This window comes from Paraburkholderia lycopersici (assembly GCF_900096975.1).
In the GTDB taxonomy this organism is placed as follows: domain Bacteria; phylum Pseudomonadota; class Gammaproteobacteria; order Burkholderiales; family Burkholderiaceae; genus Paraburkholderia; species Paraburkholderia lycopersici.
On record NZ_FMYQ01000034.1, the window covers coordinates 42,325 to 58,060 of the forward strand.

A 15,736-nucleotide genomic window follows, 5' to 3' on the forward strand; every position below is an offset into this window, starting at 1 on the left:
TCACCGCCGGTTGCGCACGGATCAATGCGCGCGCGCGTGCTCGTGATCCACGTGTGCGCGCGGCTGCGTCACCACGCTCACCACGGCCAGCACGATCACATTCACGAACAGCGCGAGAAAGCCGATGTTGACGTCCTTGAGCGCATCGGGCGCGAACGGCATGAGTTGCGCGACGCTCAGGTGCGTCATCGTCGTGACGATGACGACGAGCACGCCCGCCACGATGCCGCAGAATGCGCCTTGCTTCGTCACGCGGTTGCGCGCGGAAAGACTGCACACCAGCGCCGGGAACAACTGCGTGACGAAGTTGTAGCCCATCAGCAGCAACGCGACGATGGTTTCGCCGCCCCTCAGCGTGAAGCCTACCGCCACGAGCGCGATTAACGGCACCAGGTAGCGCGCGAGCTTCGCCACGCGCGCGTCGTCGGCATGCTTCACGAGGCCGCCGCGATAGACGTCGTTGGCGATCAGCGTGGAAGCCGTGGTGAGGATCATCGAGCCCGGCACGAGCGCGGTGAGCACGCCGGCCGCGCCGATCACGCCCACGAACCACGGATCGAACGTCTGCAGCGCGAGGCGAAAGAGCGAAAGGTCGATGTCGGCGCCCTTGAGTCCGGGCACCTTGAGCACCGCCGCGAAACCGCAGAAGAACACGAACAGCAAAATGAGCTGATAGAGCGGCAGGATCATCGCATTGCGGCGGAAAATGCGTTCGTTCTTCGCGGTGTAGACCGACATGAACGTGTGCGGCCACATGAAGAAGCCGAGCGCCGTGAGGAGCACGGTGGACTGGAACCACGTCACGCTCTGGCCGCGCGCCGGGAAGGTGAGGAAGCCGGGCTTGGCGGCGTCGATGGCGCGGAACATCTCGCTCATGCTGCCGTAGTGGTGGATCGGCAGGTAGATGCCGAGGAATACGGCGATGGCGAGAATCATTGTGTCCTTGACGACCGAATTCCACGCACAGCCGCGCACGCCCGAGACGATCACGTAGGCCGTCACGACGATCGCGCCGATCCAGATGGCGGCCGTCGACGAGACCGCGCCATACGAGGCCGTCGTCACGATGATGCCGAGGCCCTTCAGTTGCAGCACGAGATAGGGCACGAGCGCGAGCACGCCCACGCACGCCACGAGCACGCCGAGCGCGGGGCTCTGATATTTGCGCGCGAAGAAGTGCGGCTGCGAGACGAGCCGATGCTGCGTCGCGAAGCGCCACACGGGCGGGAGCATCCAGTACGAAAGCACGTAGGCGAGCGTGCCGTAGCCGAGAATGTAGTAGACAGGCGCGCCCTTGCCGTAGGCAAAACCGCTGCCGCCGAGGAACGTGAAGGTCGTGTAGATTTCGCCCGCCATCAGCAGGAACACGAACGCGGTGCCGAAGCTGCGTCCGCCCACCGACCATTGTTCGAGATTCATGTCGTGCCCGCGGCGGGCGCGCATGCCGAGGAAGAGCGCGACGAGCGTGATCGCCGCGATGATGACGAGGGCGCTCATGATCGTGCCTCCGCGTCCGCTTCGCCCGACATCCGGTTGACCGGATCGAGCCGGTAGACGATCCCCATGATCACGGCGGTCAGCACCACCCACATGACGATCCAGGCCAGCACGAGCGGCATGCCGAGCACGAGCGGCTCGGTGCGGTTGACGAACGGCACGCCTAGCAGGATGCCGATAAAGGGCAAGGCAGCGAGCAACCTCAGTGACATGGCAACTCCTCTCTCATATGAAAAGAAAAGAAACGTCGCGCCGGGATGCGAGGCAATTCACTCTATGCTTGCGAACGCGCCCCGTAAAGCTGCCAAAATTACTGAAGCGCTGGCGGGGGAGCCGTCAGGAATATTGGTGCGGCGCGGCATTTCCGGAGGTTTTCGCGGCGGCATCGATCGGGCACTTTCGACACCGATCCGGCTACACTTCCGGCAGCCGGGCGCGCCGTTTGAGCCTGCCCTAACCGGATCGAGTTCATGATCGAGAGCCTCATTTCAGACATCCTGTTCGGTTTCACCGGACTCATCAGCATCATCAACCCCATCAGCGTTGCCTTTGTTTTTCTCGACCGCACCACGTCGTTCACCGACGAAGAGCGGCGTCTGCTCGCCAAACGCGTGGCGATCAATGCGTTTTTCGTGCTGGTCGCGGCGTTCTTCGTGGGCACGCCCGTCCTGCATTTCTTCGGTATTTCGATGGAGGCGCTGCGCATCGGCGGCGGCCTCGCGGTGGCCGTGAGCGGCTGGCAACTGCTCAATGCGCCCGAGCCCGAGCCGCGTCCGGTCGCGGCGGAGCCCACCGTCGTCAAGCCCGCGCCGCCGCATTCGGCCGCGGGCAAGGCCTTCTTCCCGCTGACGGTTCCGCTCACCACCGGCCCCGGCTCCATCGCCACGGCCATCGCGCTGAACGCCAACCGCACGCACAAGCTTTCAGCGTGGCTGCTCTCGAGCGTGGCGTCGCTCGTGATCTCGACGCTCGTCATGCTCGTGATCTACTACGTTTACAGCCGCGCCGCGCGGCTCGCGCAGTATCTGGGCGTGGAAGGCACGCGCGTGGCCATGCGCGTGTCGTCGTTTCTGCTCCTGTGCATCGGGGTGCAGATCATACTCACCGGCCTGACCGGTTTTCTCACGCCGATTGCCGACCTGCACGCCGCGCGGTAGCGGGCCATGCCCGCGCGCCGGCGCACACAAGCGTTCTTTGCAAGGAGACCACCATGTGCCGTTGGCTCGCTTATACGGGCAACGCCGTGCACCTCGAAACCGTGCTGTTTCATGCGCGCCATTCGCTGATCGACCAGAGCCTGCACGCGACACAGGGTGTGACCACCACAAACGGCGACGGCTTCGGGCTCGGCTGGTATCAGAACCCGCACGACATTCCTTATCGCTACCGCAGCGTGCAGCCGGCCTGGAGCGACCGCAATCTGCGCGAACTGGCGCGCGCGGTGCGTGCGCCCATGTTCGTCGCGCACGTGCGTTCGGCCACGCATGCGCCGGTACAGGAAACGAACTGCCATCCGTTTCGCCACCGGCGCTGGATCTTTGCGCACAACGGCCTGATCCGCAACTATCCGCTCATGCGGCGCGACCTGCTCGTGGCGATCGATCCGGGGCGCTTCAACGCGCTCGAAGGGTCGACGGATTCCGAAACGATGTTCTATCTCGCGATGACCTTCGGGCTCGAAGTCGATCCTGTGCGCGCGCTGGAGCGCATGGCGGGTTTCGTCGAGGAAACCGCTGGAAAATACGGCGTCGAGCCGGCGCTCAACATGACGGTGTGTGCGTGCGACGGCGAGCAGATCGTCGCTGCGCGCTATTCGAGCGAGCGCAATTCGCGCTCGCTTTATCACACCACGTCGTTCCGGCATCTGCGCGAGCTCTATCCCGACGATCCGCGCATCGTGGCGGCGGGCGACGACGCGTATCTGCTCGTTTCCGAGCCGCTCGGCGACGCGCCCGACGTGTGGGCCGAAGTGCCGGAGTCGACGGCGATCGTCGTGCGCGGGCCCGAGGTCGAATACCGGCAGTTCGTGCCGGCCGCACCATAGGGTGCCCGCGGGCGCCCGCGCTTCTAGCGCTTGCGCCGCGCCGCCGCGACGGCGAGCACCTCGTCGAACAGCGTGGCGTCCACGGGCTTCACGAGGTGCATCTCGAAGCCGGCATCGCGCGTGAGCGCGACGTCGGCGGCCTGGCCGAAACCCGTCATCGCCGCGAACAGCGTATGCGAGAGCGTGGGCAGCGCGCGCAGGGCGCGCAACGTCGCGTAGCCGTCGATTTCGGGCATCGCGATGTCGATGAACGCGGCGTCGGGTGCGAAGCCGTGCACTTCGTCGCGCGCCTGCGCGGCGTTATACGCGACGCGCACGTCGTGTCCCTTGAGTTCGAGCAGCATGGCGAGGCTGTCGGCGGAGTCGCGGTTGTCGTCGACCACGAGCACGCGCAGCGGCGGCACCCCGGCGTCGGCCAGCGCCGCGAGTCCGGCCGATTCCATCGCGAGCGGCTCCGGCGGCGCGGGAGGGGTGGCCTCGCGCGCGAACGGCAGGCGGATCGTGAACGTGCTGCCTTTGCCTGGCCCGTCGCTCGCGGCGGAAATGGTGCCGCCGTGCAGTTCCACGAGCGACCGGCACAGCATGAGGCCGATGCCGAGCCCGTTGTCCATCGGCCCCGGCATCGAACGATCCTGGCTGAACAGGCCGAAGATCGCCTCGCAGGTGCCGGGACGCAGCCCGCGGCCTTCGTCGCGCACCTGGACTTGCACGGCGCGCGCGGCGCGGCGCACGTTCACGACGATGCGGCCGCCGTCGGGCGAGAACTTCGAAGCGTTGTGCAGCAGGTTCTGCAGTACCTGTACGAGGCGGGTGTGATCGCCCGTCATGACGAGCGGCGAATCCGGCATCTGCACGCAGACATGCTGGCCGCGCGCCGAGGTGAACGGCTGCGCCGCGTCGATGGCGTGCGCGACCACTTCGCACAGGTCGAGCGGCGCTTCGCGCAACTCGATCTTCCCCGACGTGATGCGGCCCACGTCGAGCAGGTCGTCCACGAGCCGCGTGAGATGGGCGATCTGGCGGTCGATCATCTCGCGCGCGCGCTCGATCTCGGGATTCGGCGCGTCCATGAGGCGCATCGTGGCCACGGCGTTCCGCACGGGCGCGAGCGGGTTGCGCAGCTCGTGCGCGAGCATGGCGAGGAACTGCTTCATCTGCTCGCTCGAATGCTCCAGTTCGTCGGTGCGGCGGCGCTCGGTCATGTCGCGCGTGACCTTCGCGAACCCCGTGAGCCGGCCATGGCCGTCGTGCACCGCCGTGAGCGTGACGTTGGCCCAGAACATCGAGCCGTCCTTGCGCAGGCGCCAGCCTTCGCTCACGACGCGGCCCAGATCGGCCGCGCGGCGCAGCTCGCGCTCGGGCAGGCCGGCGGCGACGTCGTCGGGCGGGTAGAACACGGAGAAATGCTGGCCGACGATTTCGGCCGGACGGTAGCCCTTGAGGTTGGTCGCGCCGCTGTTCCAGCTCACCACGTAGCCCCGCGGGTCGAGCATGAAGATGGCGTAGTCGCTCACGCTTTCCACGAGCAGGCGAAAGCGCTCTTCGGACAGGCGCAGCGCCTCGACCTGGCGGCGCTCGGCGGTGAGGTCGCGCGTGATCTTGGCGAAGCCCGAAAGCGAGCCGTCGCGCTCGCGCAGCGCCGTGATGACGACGTTGGCCCAGAACATCGAGCCGTCCTTGCGCACGCGCCAGCCTTCGTCGTTGAAACGCCCGTGCAGTGCGGCCTGCTCCAGCTCGTGATCGGGCCAGCGGCGCCCGTTGGCTTCGTTGGTGTAAAAGCGCGAAAAATGCTGGCCGATGATCTCGTGCGCCTGGTAGCCCTTGATGCGGGCCGCGCCGCGGTTCCAGCTCACGATATGGCCGTGCGGGTCGAGCAGAAAGATCGCGTAGTCTTCGATCGGTTCCACGAGCGCCTCGAAGCGGCGTTCGCTATGGCCTTCGGCTGCGGTGTTGGGTGCGGCGATGCCGGAGTCGGGCGTCGTCATGGTTCTCGGGTCTGTCATGAGGCCTGCTCACCTGCACAGCCGGCCCCGGCCTCCTGAATGGACGCCCGCGCACAGCGGGCGCCGCAGCTTACCATGCGCGCTGGCCCGAGCGATCGTACTTTTCGGCCATGGCCGGTATGCCCGCGCGCACCTGGCGTTCCGCGCGGCGCACCTGGCGCGTGAGCTGTACGACGTGCGGCGGCACCACGCGGCGCTGGCGCAGTGTCCAGAACGCGCCGCGCAGCAGCGCCACGCCCGCGGGCCCGAGCGAGCGCTGGCGCGCGAATACCGCGAGCGCGCGGCCGGTGGCGGCAAGGGCGTCGCGCGCGGGCAGGCGCATCCATGCCACCCACGCGGCGTTGCGCGCGAGCGCGCACTGCTGCGCGCGCGTGAACCAGCGGTAAAGCGGCTCGCGATGCGCAAGCGCCTGTTCGCAATAGACGATCCGGTGACCGGCCGAGAGCATGTCGAGCGCGGCGAGTTCTTCGGCGCCGCCGTGCGATAGCCGTTCGTCGTAGCCGCCGAGCGCGCGGAATACGCCCGCGCGGAAAACGCACGCGCCGGCCATGAAGTTCGCGAGCGCGGGCCCGGCGAGCCCGTCGGCGCCGGGCGAAGTGGCGGCGAGCATCAGACAGGCGGGGTGGATCTCGCGCTCGTCGTCGCTCACCACGCGCGCGTTGAGCACGGCGACTTGCGCATGCGCGTCGAGCAACTGCGCCGCGCGTGCAAGCGCGCCAGGCGCGAACCACGTGCTGTCGTCGCAGCAAGCTACGTATTCGGTGCGCGCGAGCAGGACGGCGCGATTGAAGCCGGTCATGCCGTGGTCGCCCAGCGACTGGACGATGCGCACCTGCGGAAACAGCGACGCCAGCAAGGACACGGTGGAATCGGTGGAGCCGTTGTCGGCCACGATCACGTCGGGGTGTTCGGGCAGGGCGGTCAGACGCGCGACGGTATCGATGATCTGACGCACATGGTTACGCGTGAGGACGACCACCGTCACGCGCGGCGCGCTTGGGGAACCGGGGGCATGGGCGGAGTCGTTCATCGCAACGGGCGGTGCGGGCCGCCGGTAGAGGTTGTCAAAATGACCTGTGTCAGCATACGCCGATGGCGCGCGACATGCAGCACGGGCGTGGCCGGGCTGCGGGCCTGAAGGGTTGGGCGGCGCGCAGCAGGCGCGCTGCGTCGCACGGTGGAGGGGTGCGCAAATTCCGCGCCGGGCTTGCGAAGGCGCTGCGGGCCGCCCGGTTTCCGCGTGGCGAGCTGCCGGGTTAGCCGCGCATTGGGCCGCTCATTCGCGGGCGCAGACTTCGTCGAGGTGGCCGAGCAGGTCGGCGGGATCTTCATACACGCGCAGCGCACCGGCGCGCTCCAGTTCCTCGGTGCCGTAGCCGCCCGATTGCAGGCCGATGCCGAGCGCGCGGCAGCGCTGGGCCGCGAGCATGTCCCAGACGCTGTCGCCCACGACGAGGCAGCGCTCGATAGGGACGTTCAGGCGCGATGCCGCGGCGACGAAAAGATCGGGGTCGGGCTTGGCGTGGCGCACCTCGTCGCGCGTGACGACGGTCGTCACGGCCGGGTCCACGCCGAGCGCCTGCAGATTCACGGAGGCGGTGGCGATCCGCCCGCTGGTCGCGATCGCCCAGGGCACCTGCGCGGCGGTGAGGGCGTCGAGCAGCGCTCGCGCGCCCGGTAGTGGGCGCACCTGGGCCGCATGGTGGCGGTAGGCGTCGGCGTGCAGTTTCTGCAGGCGCGCAATGCGCTCGGGCGAGATGGCCTCGTGCGTCTCGCGCAGCAACTGGTTCACGAAGAGCCCGCCGCTCATGCCGATGCGGCGGTGGATGCGCCATACCGAAAGCTCGATGCCGTCCGCGTCGAGCGCCTGTTTCCACGCGAGGACGTGCTGGTAGACGCTGTCGACGAGCGTGCCGTCGAGGTCGAACAAAAAGGCCGTTTCGTTGCGCATGGAAGGCTCCAGGAGAGGCACGGGGATCACGCCGCGGTGGCGCAAAAAGTGTACGCCGCGCGCCGCTGCCGTGCGCCGGCGCGGCGCCATCTATCTCACGGGGCGCTGGCGGGGTTGCTCGCCGCCGCCGAGCCGGACGACGCCTGCGCGCCTTGCGCGGAAGCGGCCGGCGGATACATCTGCAGCAGCACGCGCAGCACGCCGTTGGTCCAGCCGAACCCGTCCTGCAGCGGATATTCGCCGCCGCCAGCCGACGATGCCTTCGTGGCCGACGCGCTCACGTCGTACTTCTCGACGAGCTTGTGCGTGCGCTCGTAGTAAGCGAGATTCGTCGCGATCCAGCGCGTGGCGATTTCCTGTGCGAGGTCCTGTTCGCCGTAGCGGCGCAGCCCCGTTACCGCGAGATACTGCAGCGGCGCCCAGCCGTTCGGCTCGTCCCATTGCTGGCCCGTCGCGACCTGGGTGGTGGCGAGGCCGCCCGGGCGCAGCAGCCCGGCGCGCACGGCGGCGGCCACGTCCCGCGCCTGCGCGCGCGTTGCGACGCCCGCATAGAGCGGGTAGACAGTTGCCGCCGTGAGCCGGTGCGTGAGCGTGCGATGCGCGAAGTCGTAATCCCCGAACGCGCGCAACTGCGGGTCCCAGAGCACGCGGTCGATCGCCTCGGCGCGTTGCTGCGCGCGCCTCGTCATCCGTTCGGCTTCGCGCGCGTCGCCCTTCAGGCCGTAGGCCTTCGCGAGCGTGCGTTCGAGCACGACCATCAGCGAATTGAGGTCCACCGGCGCGAGCGAGGTTACGTCGATGGTCGAGAGCGTGTGGTCGTCGGCGAGCCAGCGCGAACTGTAGTCCCAGCCGGTCTCCGCGCCTGCGCGCAGGTTGCGCCAGAGATCCGGGGCGTCGCGCTGCGGCGTGGCCCGCGCCGTCAGGATGTCCTCGCGATACGACTCGTCGCGCGGCCGGTTGCGCGCGTCCCAGTAGCGGTTGAGCAGCGTGCCGTCGGGCAGGCGCACGACGTGGCGCGCAGTCTGACCGGGCTTGAGCGTCTGGGCGCCGGCCATCCAGTAGTCGTATTCCTTGCGCAGTTGCGGCAGGTAGCGCACGTATACGGCGTCGCCGTCCTTGTCCGCGGCGAGGCTCACCATCTGCGCGAAAAATGGCGGCTGCGAGCGGCTCAGGTAATACGTGCGATTGCCGTTCGCGACGTGTCCGTAACGATCGATCAGCGCGGCGAAGTTGTTCAGTTCGTCGAGCGCGAGTTCGTGGCGGCCGCTCGCTTCGAGCCCGAGCATGATGAAGTACGAGTCCCAGTAATAGATCTCGTCGAAGCGCCCGCCCGGCACGACATACGCGTAGGGCAGCGGCAGCAGCGACGAATACGGATGCGGCGCGGCGTCGGGCTGGCGGCTCAGCACGTTCCAGAGCGTGTCGATATGGCCGACCACGTCCTGGCTCGGATCGGAAACGTAATGGTCGTCGGTTTGCGCCGGGGCCGCGAAGTACTGGTTCACGAACTGCATGAGCGCGGCCTTGTGCGCGGCGGCATCGTGATCGTTCGCATGCTGCTGGCGCCAGCGCTCGTAAGCCGCCGTGATCCGGCCGGGGCGCGTGTTCGGCAGCATGTCGGCAAACGTCTTGCTGTCTGGGAAGATCTGCGCGAGTTCGACATCGTGATACAGGCGGCCGTAGAGATCGGCGGGCGTCGCGGGTTGGCTCGCCGGTTGGGCCGACTCAGCGGCGGCATGCTGCGCTGGCGAGCGAACCGGTTTTGCCGATTTCGCGGACTCTTGTAATTCCTGCGTGGTGCTTTGCGTTGCGGTCGAGGCGGTCGAGGCGGTCGTTGCGTCGGCGGCGTTCGCCGCATGCGCGTTCGGCAATGCGAGGCACAACGCGGTGACGAGCGCCGCGGCAAACGATGTGGCGCGGGGTGTCGTTGCGCAGACGGGCGGCTGGGAGCGGAACAGAAAAGGCATAGGCTAGGTGTTCTCGTTAGGCGGAGAGCGCGTCGGCGCGAGAAAGGCGGCCCAGTCAGGCTGGCGCAGGCAAAGCGTCGCGATCAGCAATTTTCGTTCCGCGCCGCGGTTACGTCGCACGACGGCGCCGTGCCGCTATTCGAAATCGGGATAGTTCCTATTTTCCATATCGCGTTGCGCGATAGCCGGCCGGCGATGAAACTTGCGAAAAATCAATTCAAGCAACGTCGCATAGGAGACATTCGAATGCGCACCCAGGTTGGCATCATCGGCGCCGGCCCCGCAGGCCTGCTTCTTTCCCATCTGCTGCATCTGCGCGGCATCGACTCGGTCGTGCTGGAGCTGCGCGGCCGCGAGCAGATCGAATCGACCATTCGCGCGGGCGTGCTCGAGCAAGGCACGATGGACGCACTCGCCGAAGCGGGCGTAGGCGATCGGATGAAGACCGAAGGCGCGCTGCATCACGGTTTCGAACTCGCGTTCGAAGGCAAGCGCCGCCGCATCGATCTCACCGGCCTCACCGGCAAGTCCATTACCGTCTATGCGCAGCACGAAGTGCTCAAGGACCTCGTGGCCGCGCGCGTGGCCGCCGACGGCAAGATTTTCTTCAACGTGTCGAATACGTCGATTCACGGCATCGAAAGCGATACGCCGTCGATCCGCTTCACGCACGAAGACGAAGAGCACGAGCTGTACTGCGATTACGTCATCGGCTGCGACGGCTCGCAGGGCGTTTCGCGCGCCTCGATTCCGGCGGCCCTGCGCAGGGATTATGAGCGTGTGTTCCCGTTCGGCTGGTTCGGCATTCTCGTCGAGGCGCCGCCCACGTCGGACGAGCTGATTTATGCGCGCCATGACCGCGGCTTCGCGCTCGTCAGCACGCGCTCGCAAACCGTGCAGCGCATGTATTTCCAGTGCGATCCGAAGGACCGCGTCGAGAACTGGACGGACGATCGCATCTGGGCCGAGCTGCACGCACGCGTCGACTCGCTCGAAGGCCACGAGGTCGTGGAGGGCAGGATCTTCCAGAAGAACATCGTGGGCATGCGCAGCTTCGTGTCGACGACGATGCAGCACGGGCGCCTCTTTCTCGCGGGCGACGCGGCGCACATCGTGCCGCCTACCGGCGCGAAAGGGCTCAATCTCGCTGTGTGGGATGTGCGCGTGCTGACCGCCGCGCTCGTGGCCTTCTACGAGGAGAGCCGCACCGATCTGCTCGACGCCTACAGCGAAACGGCGCTGCGCCGCATCTGGCGCGCCGGGCAATTCTCGTACTGGATGACGCGCATGATGCACCGTCTCGACGACGCTTCGCCGTTCGAGCAGCGCCTGCAGATTGCGGAACTCGAACACGTCACCACTTCGCGCGCCGCCGCGACGGCGATGGCCGAGAACTACGTGGGCGCGGTTGCGGTGTGATGCCCGCGGCCTGAAGCTCGACGGGAGCAAAGAAACGGCCGCGCGAGTTCGCAAGCATTCGCGCGGCCGTTGTACGTCGACCGCGGGCCGCGCCGGCTCGAAGGGCACCGAGGGGCGCGACGTCCGGTTCGTTCGCCATCCCGGCGAAGGGCCGAACCGACCCGAGGCGTTCTAACCGGCACGGCGGCCGGCCAGAATGCAAGAGGAAATAGTGTGAAAACAGGTAATCGACGCGGTGCTTACTGGCTCGCGCCGGCAGCGGCGTTCGCTTTCTTTTGCGCGTCCTGCAGGTTCTGCGGATAGTTCGGGTCGTTCAGCGCCGGCTTGTAGCCCGCGTCTTCCAGCTTTTTGAGCTCGGCGTTGTTCTTCGCGCGTGCGGCCTTGCGTTCGGCCTTGCGCTGCGCTTTGGCCTGGGCCCTGGCCTGTTTCTTCTGCTCCTTGGTGAGCGGTTGCGAGGCCGTGGCTTCGGCGGCGGCTGGCGCGCTGGCTTCTGTTTGAGCGAACGCGGGCACGCCGGCGCCGATCAGGAATGCGGTCATGGCCGCGGCGAGAGTCAGCTTGCTGGTGGTGGAGCGCATCGATTCCCCTAATGATTGGATTGAACGGCTTTCCCAGGGTTGGGAGGACAGGCGCAGGCCGCGCTCGTACCTCGCGCGGCGCGCCTGTCACTCAATGTAAACGATCCACGCTAAAGAGAACAGCAAGCGCTGACCCTGGCTCGCGGCAGCACGCCGGGCCGCCGCGCTCAGAGTTTCGCGGCCGCCGCCGCGACCACGCGCGCGCGTTCGGCGAGCGAGGCAGCTGATTGTGCGCGCAACCTTTCCACGATCGCATGCGGTGCGGTGGCGGGGTCGCCCGCATCGAAGGGCGGCGCCGGCGCATATTCGAGTTCGAGTTGTAGCGCCTGGGCGGCCTCCTCGCCGATCAGCTCGGCCGCGAGCGTCAATGCGAAATCGATACCCGCCGTGATGCCGCCGCCGGTGAGCAGGTTGCCGTCGCGCACCACGCGCGCTTTCACCGGCAGCGCGCCAAGCGGCTCCAGCAGTTCGTGGAAGGCCCAGTGCGTGGTCGCGCGCCGCCCGCGCAGCAGGCCCGCCGCGCCGAGCACGAGCGCCCCCGTGCAGACCGAGGTGACGTAGCGGGCCGTGGTCGCCTGACGGCGCAGGAACGCGAGCGTTTCGTCATCGGGGATCAGTTGCGAGACACCGCTGCCGCCCGGTACGCAGATCACGTCGAGCGGCGGGCAGTCGTCGAAGGTCGTGTCGGGCGCGAGGACGAGTCCGTTGCTGGAGCGCACGGGCGCTAGCGTCTTCCAGACGAGCCGCGCCTTCGTGTCCGGCATCGAGGCGAGCACGTCATAGGGGCCGGTGAGGTCGAGCTGTTGCACGTTGGGAAAGAGAAGAAAGCCGATTTGCAGCGCCATGAGGTATCCCCGATCAAGGTTTGGGCGATGAAGAAGGTCCGCTGCGGCCAGGTTGGCCTGCGGTTCGGGAATCACTGTAGCCGTGCGCGGACGCGCAATCGTGCCAAAAGCCGCGCAAAAACTGCCGGCGGCGCATGCGAAAGGCATTGCGTCGCGCGCCTGATCGCGGCATCGACCTTCTTCGTGCGCTATCAGCTATCAGCCGGTGCCGCCATCGTTCGCGCGCTTCGCGCTGGGCCACCTCGATCGACCCGCGGTTCGGCTGTTTGACCTTCGCCGTTTCGGCGAAGCCACGCGCGGTTCCGGGCGCACAACGCGCCGCGTTCAGCCACCGCTTAATAGATGGCGGAAAACGCGGTGCGTCGAGCTCGATGCCTTGGCGATGCGCTCAGGCGGGCATCTTGCGGAACGTGACCGCGATGCGGTTCCAGCCGTTGATCGCAATGACGAGCAAGGTAAGATCGGCGATCTCCTGATCGGTGAAATGCGGTTTCACGCGTTCCCAGACGTCGTCGGGCACGTGCGTTTGGGCAAGCAGTGTGACCGATTCGGTCCATTCGAGCGCGGCGCGCTCGCGCTCGGTGAAGAACGGCGTTTCGCGCCACACCGAAACCGTGGCGAGCCGGCGATCGGTTTCGCCGCCTTTGCGCGCGTCCGTGGTATGCATGTCGACGCAGTACGCGCAACCGTTGATCTGCGAAGCGCGCAGGCGCACCAGTTCCGCGAGCGGCTTTTCGATCGAGCTCCTGCTCGCGCGCTCTTCGAGCGCAATCATGGCCTTCGTGCCTTCCGGGCTGGCTTTATAGAAATCCAGACGTGCCTGCATGAACGTTCACCTCTCAACTTGAATTGCGCGCTTTGCGTGTTGGGCAGCACTGCGGGGCAACACTGCGGTTTCGACCGGCGCATTGCGGTAACCACGGGTGCACTTTAGGCGTCGCGCTGGCGCGTTCATATAGCCATTCTGGCAATATTTCGGGTGACCACTTTCGCTCGAATCGAACGCCGTCCGCAGCGCCATCATGGAACTCCACGTCACTGTGTCGGGCCGTCGCGATCTCGCGGGCCAGATCTACCGGCAACTGCGCGACGGCATCGTCGACGGCCGGCTTGCCGGCGGCACGCGCCTGCCTTCCACGCGCGACCTCGCGCTGCAGCTTGGTGTTTCGCGCAAGACCACGCTCGATGTTTTCGAACGGTTGCTGGCGGAGGGCTATCTGAATTCGCGGCGCGGTTCCGGCACGTTCGTCGCTGAAGCGCTCGAACGTCTGCCGGCGCGCGAGCGCGGTCATCCGAATCCGCAGATTCGCGCGGCCGCCAAGGCCGTTGCCGTGCCGGCTCGCGCCGCGCAGGCTACGCCGTGGTGGCAGGCACAGGCGCGGGGCGGTTCGCTGCCGCGCCTCGATGCGCGGCTTGTCTGCGATTTCGCGGGTGGCGTCACCGACAAATCGCGCTTTCCGTTCGACGTCTGGCGGCGCTGCATCAACGACGCGCTGCGCGTGCAGGCGCGCGGACACGGCATGTATCGCGACCCGGCCGGCGAAGAGAAGCTGCGGCTCGCGGTCTCGCGCTATCTCGCGTTCAATCGCGCGGTGCAGGGCAACTGGCAAGACGTGATCGTCACGCAGGGCGCGCAGCAGGCGCTCGACCTGCTCGCGCGCGTGATGCTCGCGCCCGGCGACGTGGTCGCCGTCGAAGATCCCGGCTATCCGCCCGCGCGCGACATCTTCGCCGCGCTCGGGGCGAAGGTCGTGCCGGTCCCCGTGGACGACGAGGGGCTCGTCGTCGCGCGCCTGCCGAAAACGGCGCGGCTCGTCTACGTGACGCCTTCGCACCAGTTCCCGCTCGGCATGCCGATGAGTCTCGCGCGGCGCGTCGCGCTGCTCGAGTGGGCGCAGGCGCGTGGCGCGCTCGTGATCGAAGACGACTACGATTGCGAATACCGCTTCGAGGGACGCTCGATGGAGCCGCTCAAGAGTCTCGACAAAGCCGGCATCGTGGCCTACGTCGGCACGTTTTCGAAGACGATCTTCCCCGAACTGCGCGTGGGCTACCTGGTGCCGCCCGCCGCGCTCGCGGCGCCGCTTGTCCGGGCGCGCCAGATCGGCGACGCCCACGGCTGCGTGCTCACGCAAACCGCGCTCGCCGATTTCATGCTCGACGGCCATTTCGCGCGCCATTTGCGGCGCATGCATCAGACGTATTCGCAGCGCCGCGACGTGCTGCTCGAACATCTGCGAGGACCGCTTGCGCCGTGGCTCGAACCGGTCACGCCGAACACGGCCGGCCTGCACCTGGCAGCGCGGCTCGTCGCGCCGCTCGACGCCGCCACGGTCGCGCAGGCCGCGCGCCGCGCGTCGATCGGCCTGCATCCGCTTGCGCCGTTTCATCTCGAAGCGCCTGTGCAAAGCGGTTTTCTGTTTGGTTACGGCGCGGTCGAGGCCGAGCGTATCGACGCCGCGTTGACGTCGCTCGCCACGCTGCTGCGTGCGCTTTGACCGCATAGTGCCTGCGCGGCGGCGCTGACGCGGCCGTTGAAAACGCACGAAAACGCCATACGTATAGCGTTTTCCTGACGTCCGAGCCCTTGCGTCGCGCTTGCCGAAGCGGGACGAGCAGTCTCGCCGGTGCACGTTTACCCCTGTAAACAGGCGACGAAATGCGTTCGGGAGTCTGCGCAGCGCAACAAAATCGTAACGACAATGCAAAAGCTTCACGCAAAACGCTTGCGCGTATGTAGAATCCGCCGTTGAAGCACATGCATTCCGCAGTGCTTCTTCGATTCACTGACCAACACTGGTAGGAGAAACATGCCGACTTCCGCAAAGAAAGTGGCCAAAAAGGCAGCTGCCCCGGCCAAGAAGGTTGCCGCAAAGAAAGCGCCCGCCAAGACGGCCGCAGCTAAGAAGGTCGCCGTGAAGGCGTCCGGCGCACCGACGCCGATCAAGGACACCTTCACGAAGGCCTCGCTGGCTAGCCACGTCGCTGAGCGTGCAGGCGTCGAGCCGAAGGCCGCCAAGGCCGTGCTCGCCGCGCTGGAAGACACGATCCTCGGTTCGGTCCACAAGAAGGGCGCCGGCGAATTCACGCTGTCGGGCCTTCTGAAGATCGTCGTGCAGGCCGTGCCGGCGAAGAAGAAGCGCTTCGGCAAGGACCCGTTCACGGGCGAAGAGCGCTGGTTCCCGGCCAAGCCCGCATCGGTCCGCATCAAGGCGCGCGCCCTGAAGAAGCTGAAGGACGCAGCAGCCGGCTGATCGTGCTCAAGCCGCGGCCTTCGGGTTGCGGCGACCCGTCAGTACCCGGAATCCCCGTTCGGCGTCGAGCCTGCGGGGATTTTTCATTGATACGTGCAATGTACGCTGTGATGTGAAGTCTATGTCCTGATGTTATGGTTAGACGTTGCGCGCGATTTCCCTGAAATACAGGTGCTAT

At 67.0% G+C, this 15,736-nt stretch carries 14 protein-coding genes; 5 read left to right on the plus strand and 9 right to left on the minus strand.

Annotated elements, in window-relative coordinates; genetic code table 11:
* Positions 1 to 21 precede the first annotated feature (21 nt).
* Entirely contained in the window at positions 22 to 1,497 is a 1,476-nt protein-coding gene (locus BLU17_RS27795) for a sodium:solute symporter family protein (RefSeq protein WP_092004421.1), read from the minus strand.
* Complete coding sequence (locus tag BLU17_RS27800; RefSeq protein ID WP_092004424.1) at positions 1,494 to 1,709, minus strand: DUF3311 domain-containing protein; 216 nt, start codon at positions 1,707 to 1,709, stop codon at positions 1,494 to 1,496. Before BLU17_RS27800 ends, BLU17_RS27795 begins: the two co-directional genes overlap by 4 nt.
* Before the next feature lie 258 nt (positions 1,710 to 1,967).
* Between BLU17_RS27800 and BLU17_RS27805 the strand changes: the two genes are divergently transcribed.
* Complete coding sequence (locus tag BLU17_RS27805) at positions 1,968 to 2,654, plus strand: MarC family protein (protein ID WP_092004427.1); 687 nt, start codon at positions 1,968 to 1,970, stop codon at positions 2,652 to 2,654.
* A gap of 53 nt (positions 2,655 to 2,707) precedes the next feature.
* Entirely contained in the window at positions 2,708 to 3,541 is an 834-nt protein-coding gene (locus tag BLU17_RS27810) for a class II glutamine amidotransferase (protein WP_092004430.1), read from the plus strand.
* A 23-nt stretch (positions 3,542 to 3,564) separates the two neighbouring features.
* On the opposite strand, the gene BLU17_RS27815 is transcribed toward BLU17_RS27810, so the two are convergent.
* From BLU17_RS27815 to treF, 4 genes are all read right to left on the minus strand, one after another.
* Positions 3,565 to 5,544, minus strand: a complete 1,980-nt coding sequence (locus BLU17_RS27815) for a PAS domain-containing hybrid sensor histidine kinase/response regulator (protein WP_245747042.1) — start codon at positions 5,542 to 5,544, stop codon at positions 3,565 to 3,567.
* Between the two features lie 70 nt (positions 5,545 to 5,614).
* A complete protein-coding gene (locus BLU17_RS27820; protein ID WP_092004439.1) occupies positions 5,615 to 6,574 on the minus strand; it encodes a glycosyltransferase family 2 protein in 960 nt (319 codons plus the stop codon).
* Between the two features lie 246 nt (positions 6,575 to 6,820).
* Positions 6,821 to 7,495, minus strand: a complete 675-nt coding sequence (locus BLU17_RS27825) for an HAD family hydrolase (RefSeq protein WP_092004509.1) — start codon at positions 7,493 to 7,495, stop codon at positions 6,821 to 6,823.
* Positions 7,496 to 7,590: 95 nt separating this feature from the next.
* On the minus strand, positions 7,591 to 9,462 hold the full coding sequence (gene treF, locus BLU17_RS27830) for an alpha,alpha-trehalase TreF (protein WP_092004442.1): 1,872 nt from the start codon (positions 9,460 to 9,462) through the stop codon (positions 7,591 to 7,593).
* 246 nt (positions 9,463 to 9,708) lie between these two features.
* Here treF and BLU17_RS27835 point away from each other — a divergent pair, with 246 nt between their 5' ends.
* Positions 9,709 to 10,881: a 4-hydroxybenzoate 3-monooxygenase gene (locus BLU17_RS27835; RefSeq protein WP_092004445.1), complete on the plus strand. Its 1,173-nt coding sequence runs from the start codon at positions 9,709 to 9,711 to the stop codon at positions 10,879 to 10,881.
* 239 nt (positions 10,882 to 11,120) lie between these two features.
* Here the strand turns inward: BLU17_RS27835 and BLU17_RS27845 are convergent, their stop codons facing one another.
* The 3 genes from BLU17_RS27845 to BLU17_RS27855 all read right to left on the minus strand — a co-directional run bounded on the left by BLU17_RS27845 (position 11,121) and on the right by BLU17_RS27855 (position 13,130).
* Positions 11,121 to 11,459: a hypothetical protein gene (locus tag BLU17_RS27845; protein WP_092004453.1), complete on the minus strand. Its 339-nt coding sequence runs from the start codon at positions 11,457 to 11,459 to the stop codon at positions 11,121 to 11,123.
* A gap of 167 nt (positions 11,460 to 11,626) precedes the next feature.
* On the minus strand, positions 11,627 to 12,304 hold the full coding sequence (locus tag BLU17_RS27850; RefSeq protein WP_092004512.1) for a DJ-1/PfpI family protein: 678 nt from the start codon (positions 12,302 to 12,304) through the stop codon (positions 11,627 to 11,629).
* Between the two features lie 388 nt (positions 12,305 to 12,692).
* The gene (locus BLU17_RS27855; protein ID WP_092004455.1) at positions 12,693 to 13,130 is read right to left on the minus strand and encodes a carboxymuconolactone decarboxylase family protein; all 438 of its coding nucleotides are present in this window, start codon (positions 13,128 to 13,130) and stop codon (positions 12,693 to 12,695) included.
* 196 nt (positions 13,131 to 13,326) lie between these two features.
* Here BLU17_RS27855 and pdxR point away from each other — a divergent pair, with 196 nt between their 5' ends.
* Entirely contained in the window at positions 13,327 to 14,802 is a 1,476-nt protein-coding gene (gene pdxR, locus BLU17_RS27860) for a MocR-like pyridoxine biosynthesis transcription factor PdxR (protein ID WP_092004459.1), read from the plus strand.
* 312 nt (positions 14,803 to 15,114) lie between these two features.
* Positions 15,115 to 15,558: an HU family DNA-binding protein gene (locus BLU17_RS27865; protein ID WP_092004463.1), complete on the plus strand. Its 444-nt coding sequence runs from the start codon at positions 15,115 to 15,117 to the stop codon at positions 15,556 to 15,558.
* Positions 15,559 to 15,736: the final 178 nt, after the last annotated feature.

Bases quoted from the DNA above. Each gene is read 5' to 3' on its own strand.
- BLU17_RS27795 (WP_092004421.1), bottom strand. From the start codon at position 1,497: ATGAGCGCCCTCGTCATCATCGCGGCGATCACGCTCGTCGCGCTCTTC.
- BLU17_RS27800 (WP_092004424.1), bottom strand. From the start codon at position 1,709: ATGTCACTGAGGTTGCTCGCTGCCTTGCCCTTTATCGGCATCCTGCTA.
- BLU17_RS27805 (WP_092004427.1), top strand. From the start codon at position 1,968: ATGATCGAGAGCCTCATTTCAGACATCCTGTTCGGTTTCACCGGACTC.
- BLU17_RS27810 (WP_092004430.1), top strand. From the start codon at position 2,708: ATGTGCCGTTGGCTCGCTTATACGGGCAACGCCGTGCACCTCGAAACC.
- BLU17_RS27815 (WP_245747042.1), bottom strand. From the start codon at position 5,544: ATGACAGACCCGAGAACCATGACGACGCCCGACTCCGGCATCGCCGCA.
- BLU17_RS27820 (WP_092004439.1), bottom strand. From the start codon at position 6,574: ATGAACGACTCCGCCCATGCCCCCGGTTCCCCAAGCGCGCCGCGCGTG.
- BLU17_RS27825 (WP_092004509.1), bottom strand. From the start codon at position 7,495: ATGCGCAACGAAACGGCCTTTTTGTTCGACCTCGACGGCACGCTCGTC.
- treF (WP_092004442.1), bottom strand. From the start codon at position 9,462: ATGCCTTTTCTGTTCCGCTCCCAGCCGCCCGTCTGCGCAACGACACCC.
- BLU17_RS27835 (WP_092004445.1), top strand. From the start codon at position 9,709: ATGCGCACCCAGGTTGGCATCATCGGCGCCGGCCCCGCAGGCCTGCTT.
- BLU17_RS27845 (WP_092004453.1), bottom strand. From the start codon at position 11,459: ATGCGCTCCACCACCAGCAAGCTGACTCTCGCCGCGGCCATGACCGCA.
- BLU17_RS27850 (WP_092004512.1), bottom strand. From the start codon at position 12,304: ATGGCGCTGCAAATCGGCTTTCTTCTCTTTCCCAACGTGCAACAGCTC.
- BLU17_RS27855 (WP_092004455.1), bottom strand. From the start codon at position 13,130: ATGCAGGCACGTCTGGATTTCTATAAAGCCAGCCCGGAAGGCACGAAG.
- pdxR (WP_092004459.1), top strand. From the start codon at position 13,327: ATGGAACTCCACGTCACTGTGTCGGGCCGTCGCGATCTCGCGGGCCAG.
- BLU17_RS27865 (WP_092004463.1), top strand. From the start codon at position 15,115: ATGCCGACTTCCGCAAAGAAAGTGGCCAAAAAGGCAGCTGCCCCGGCC.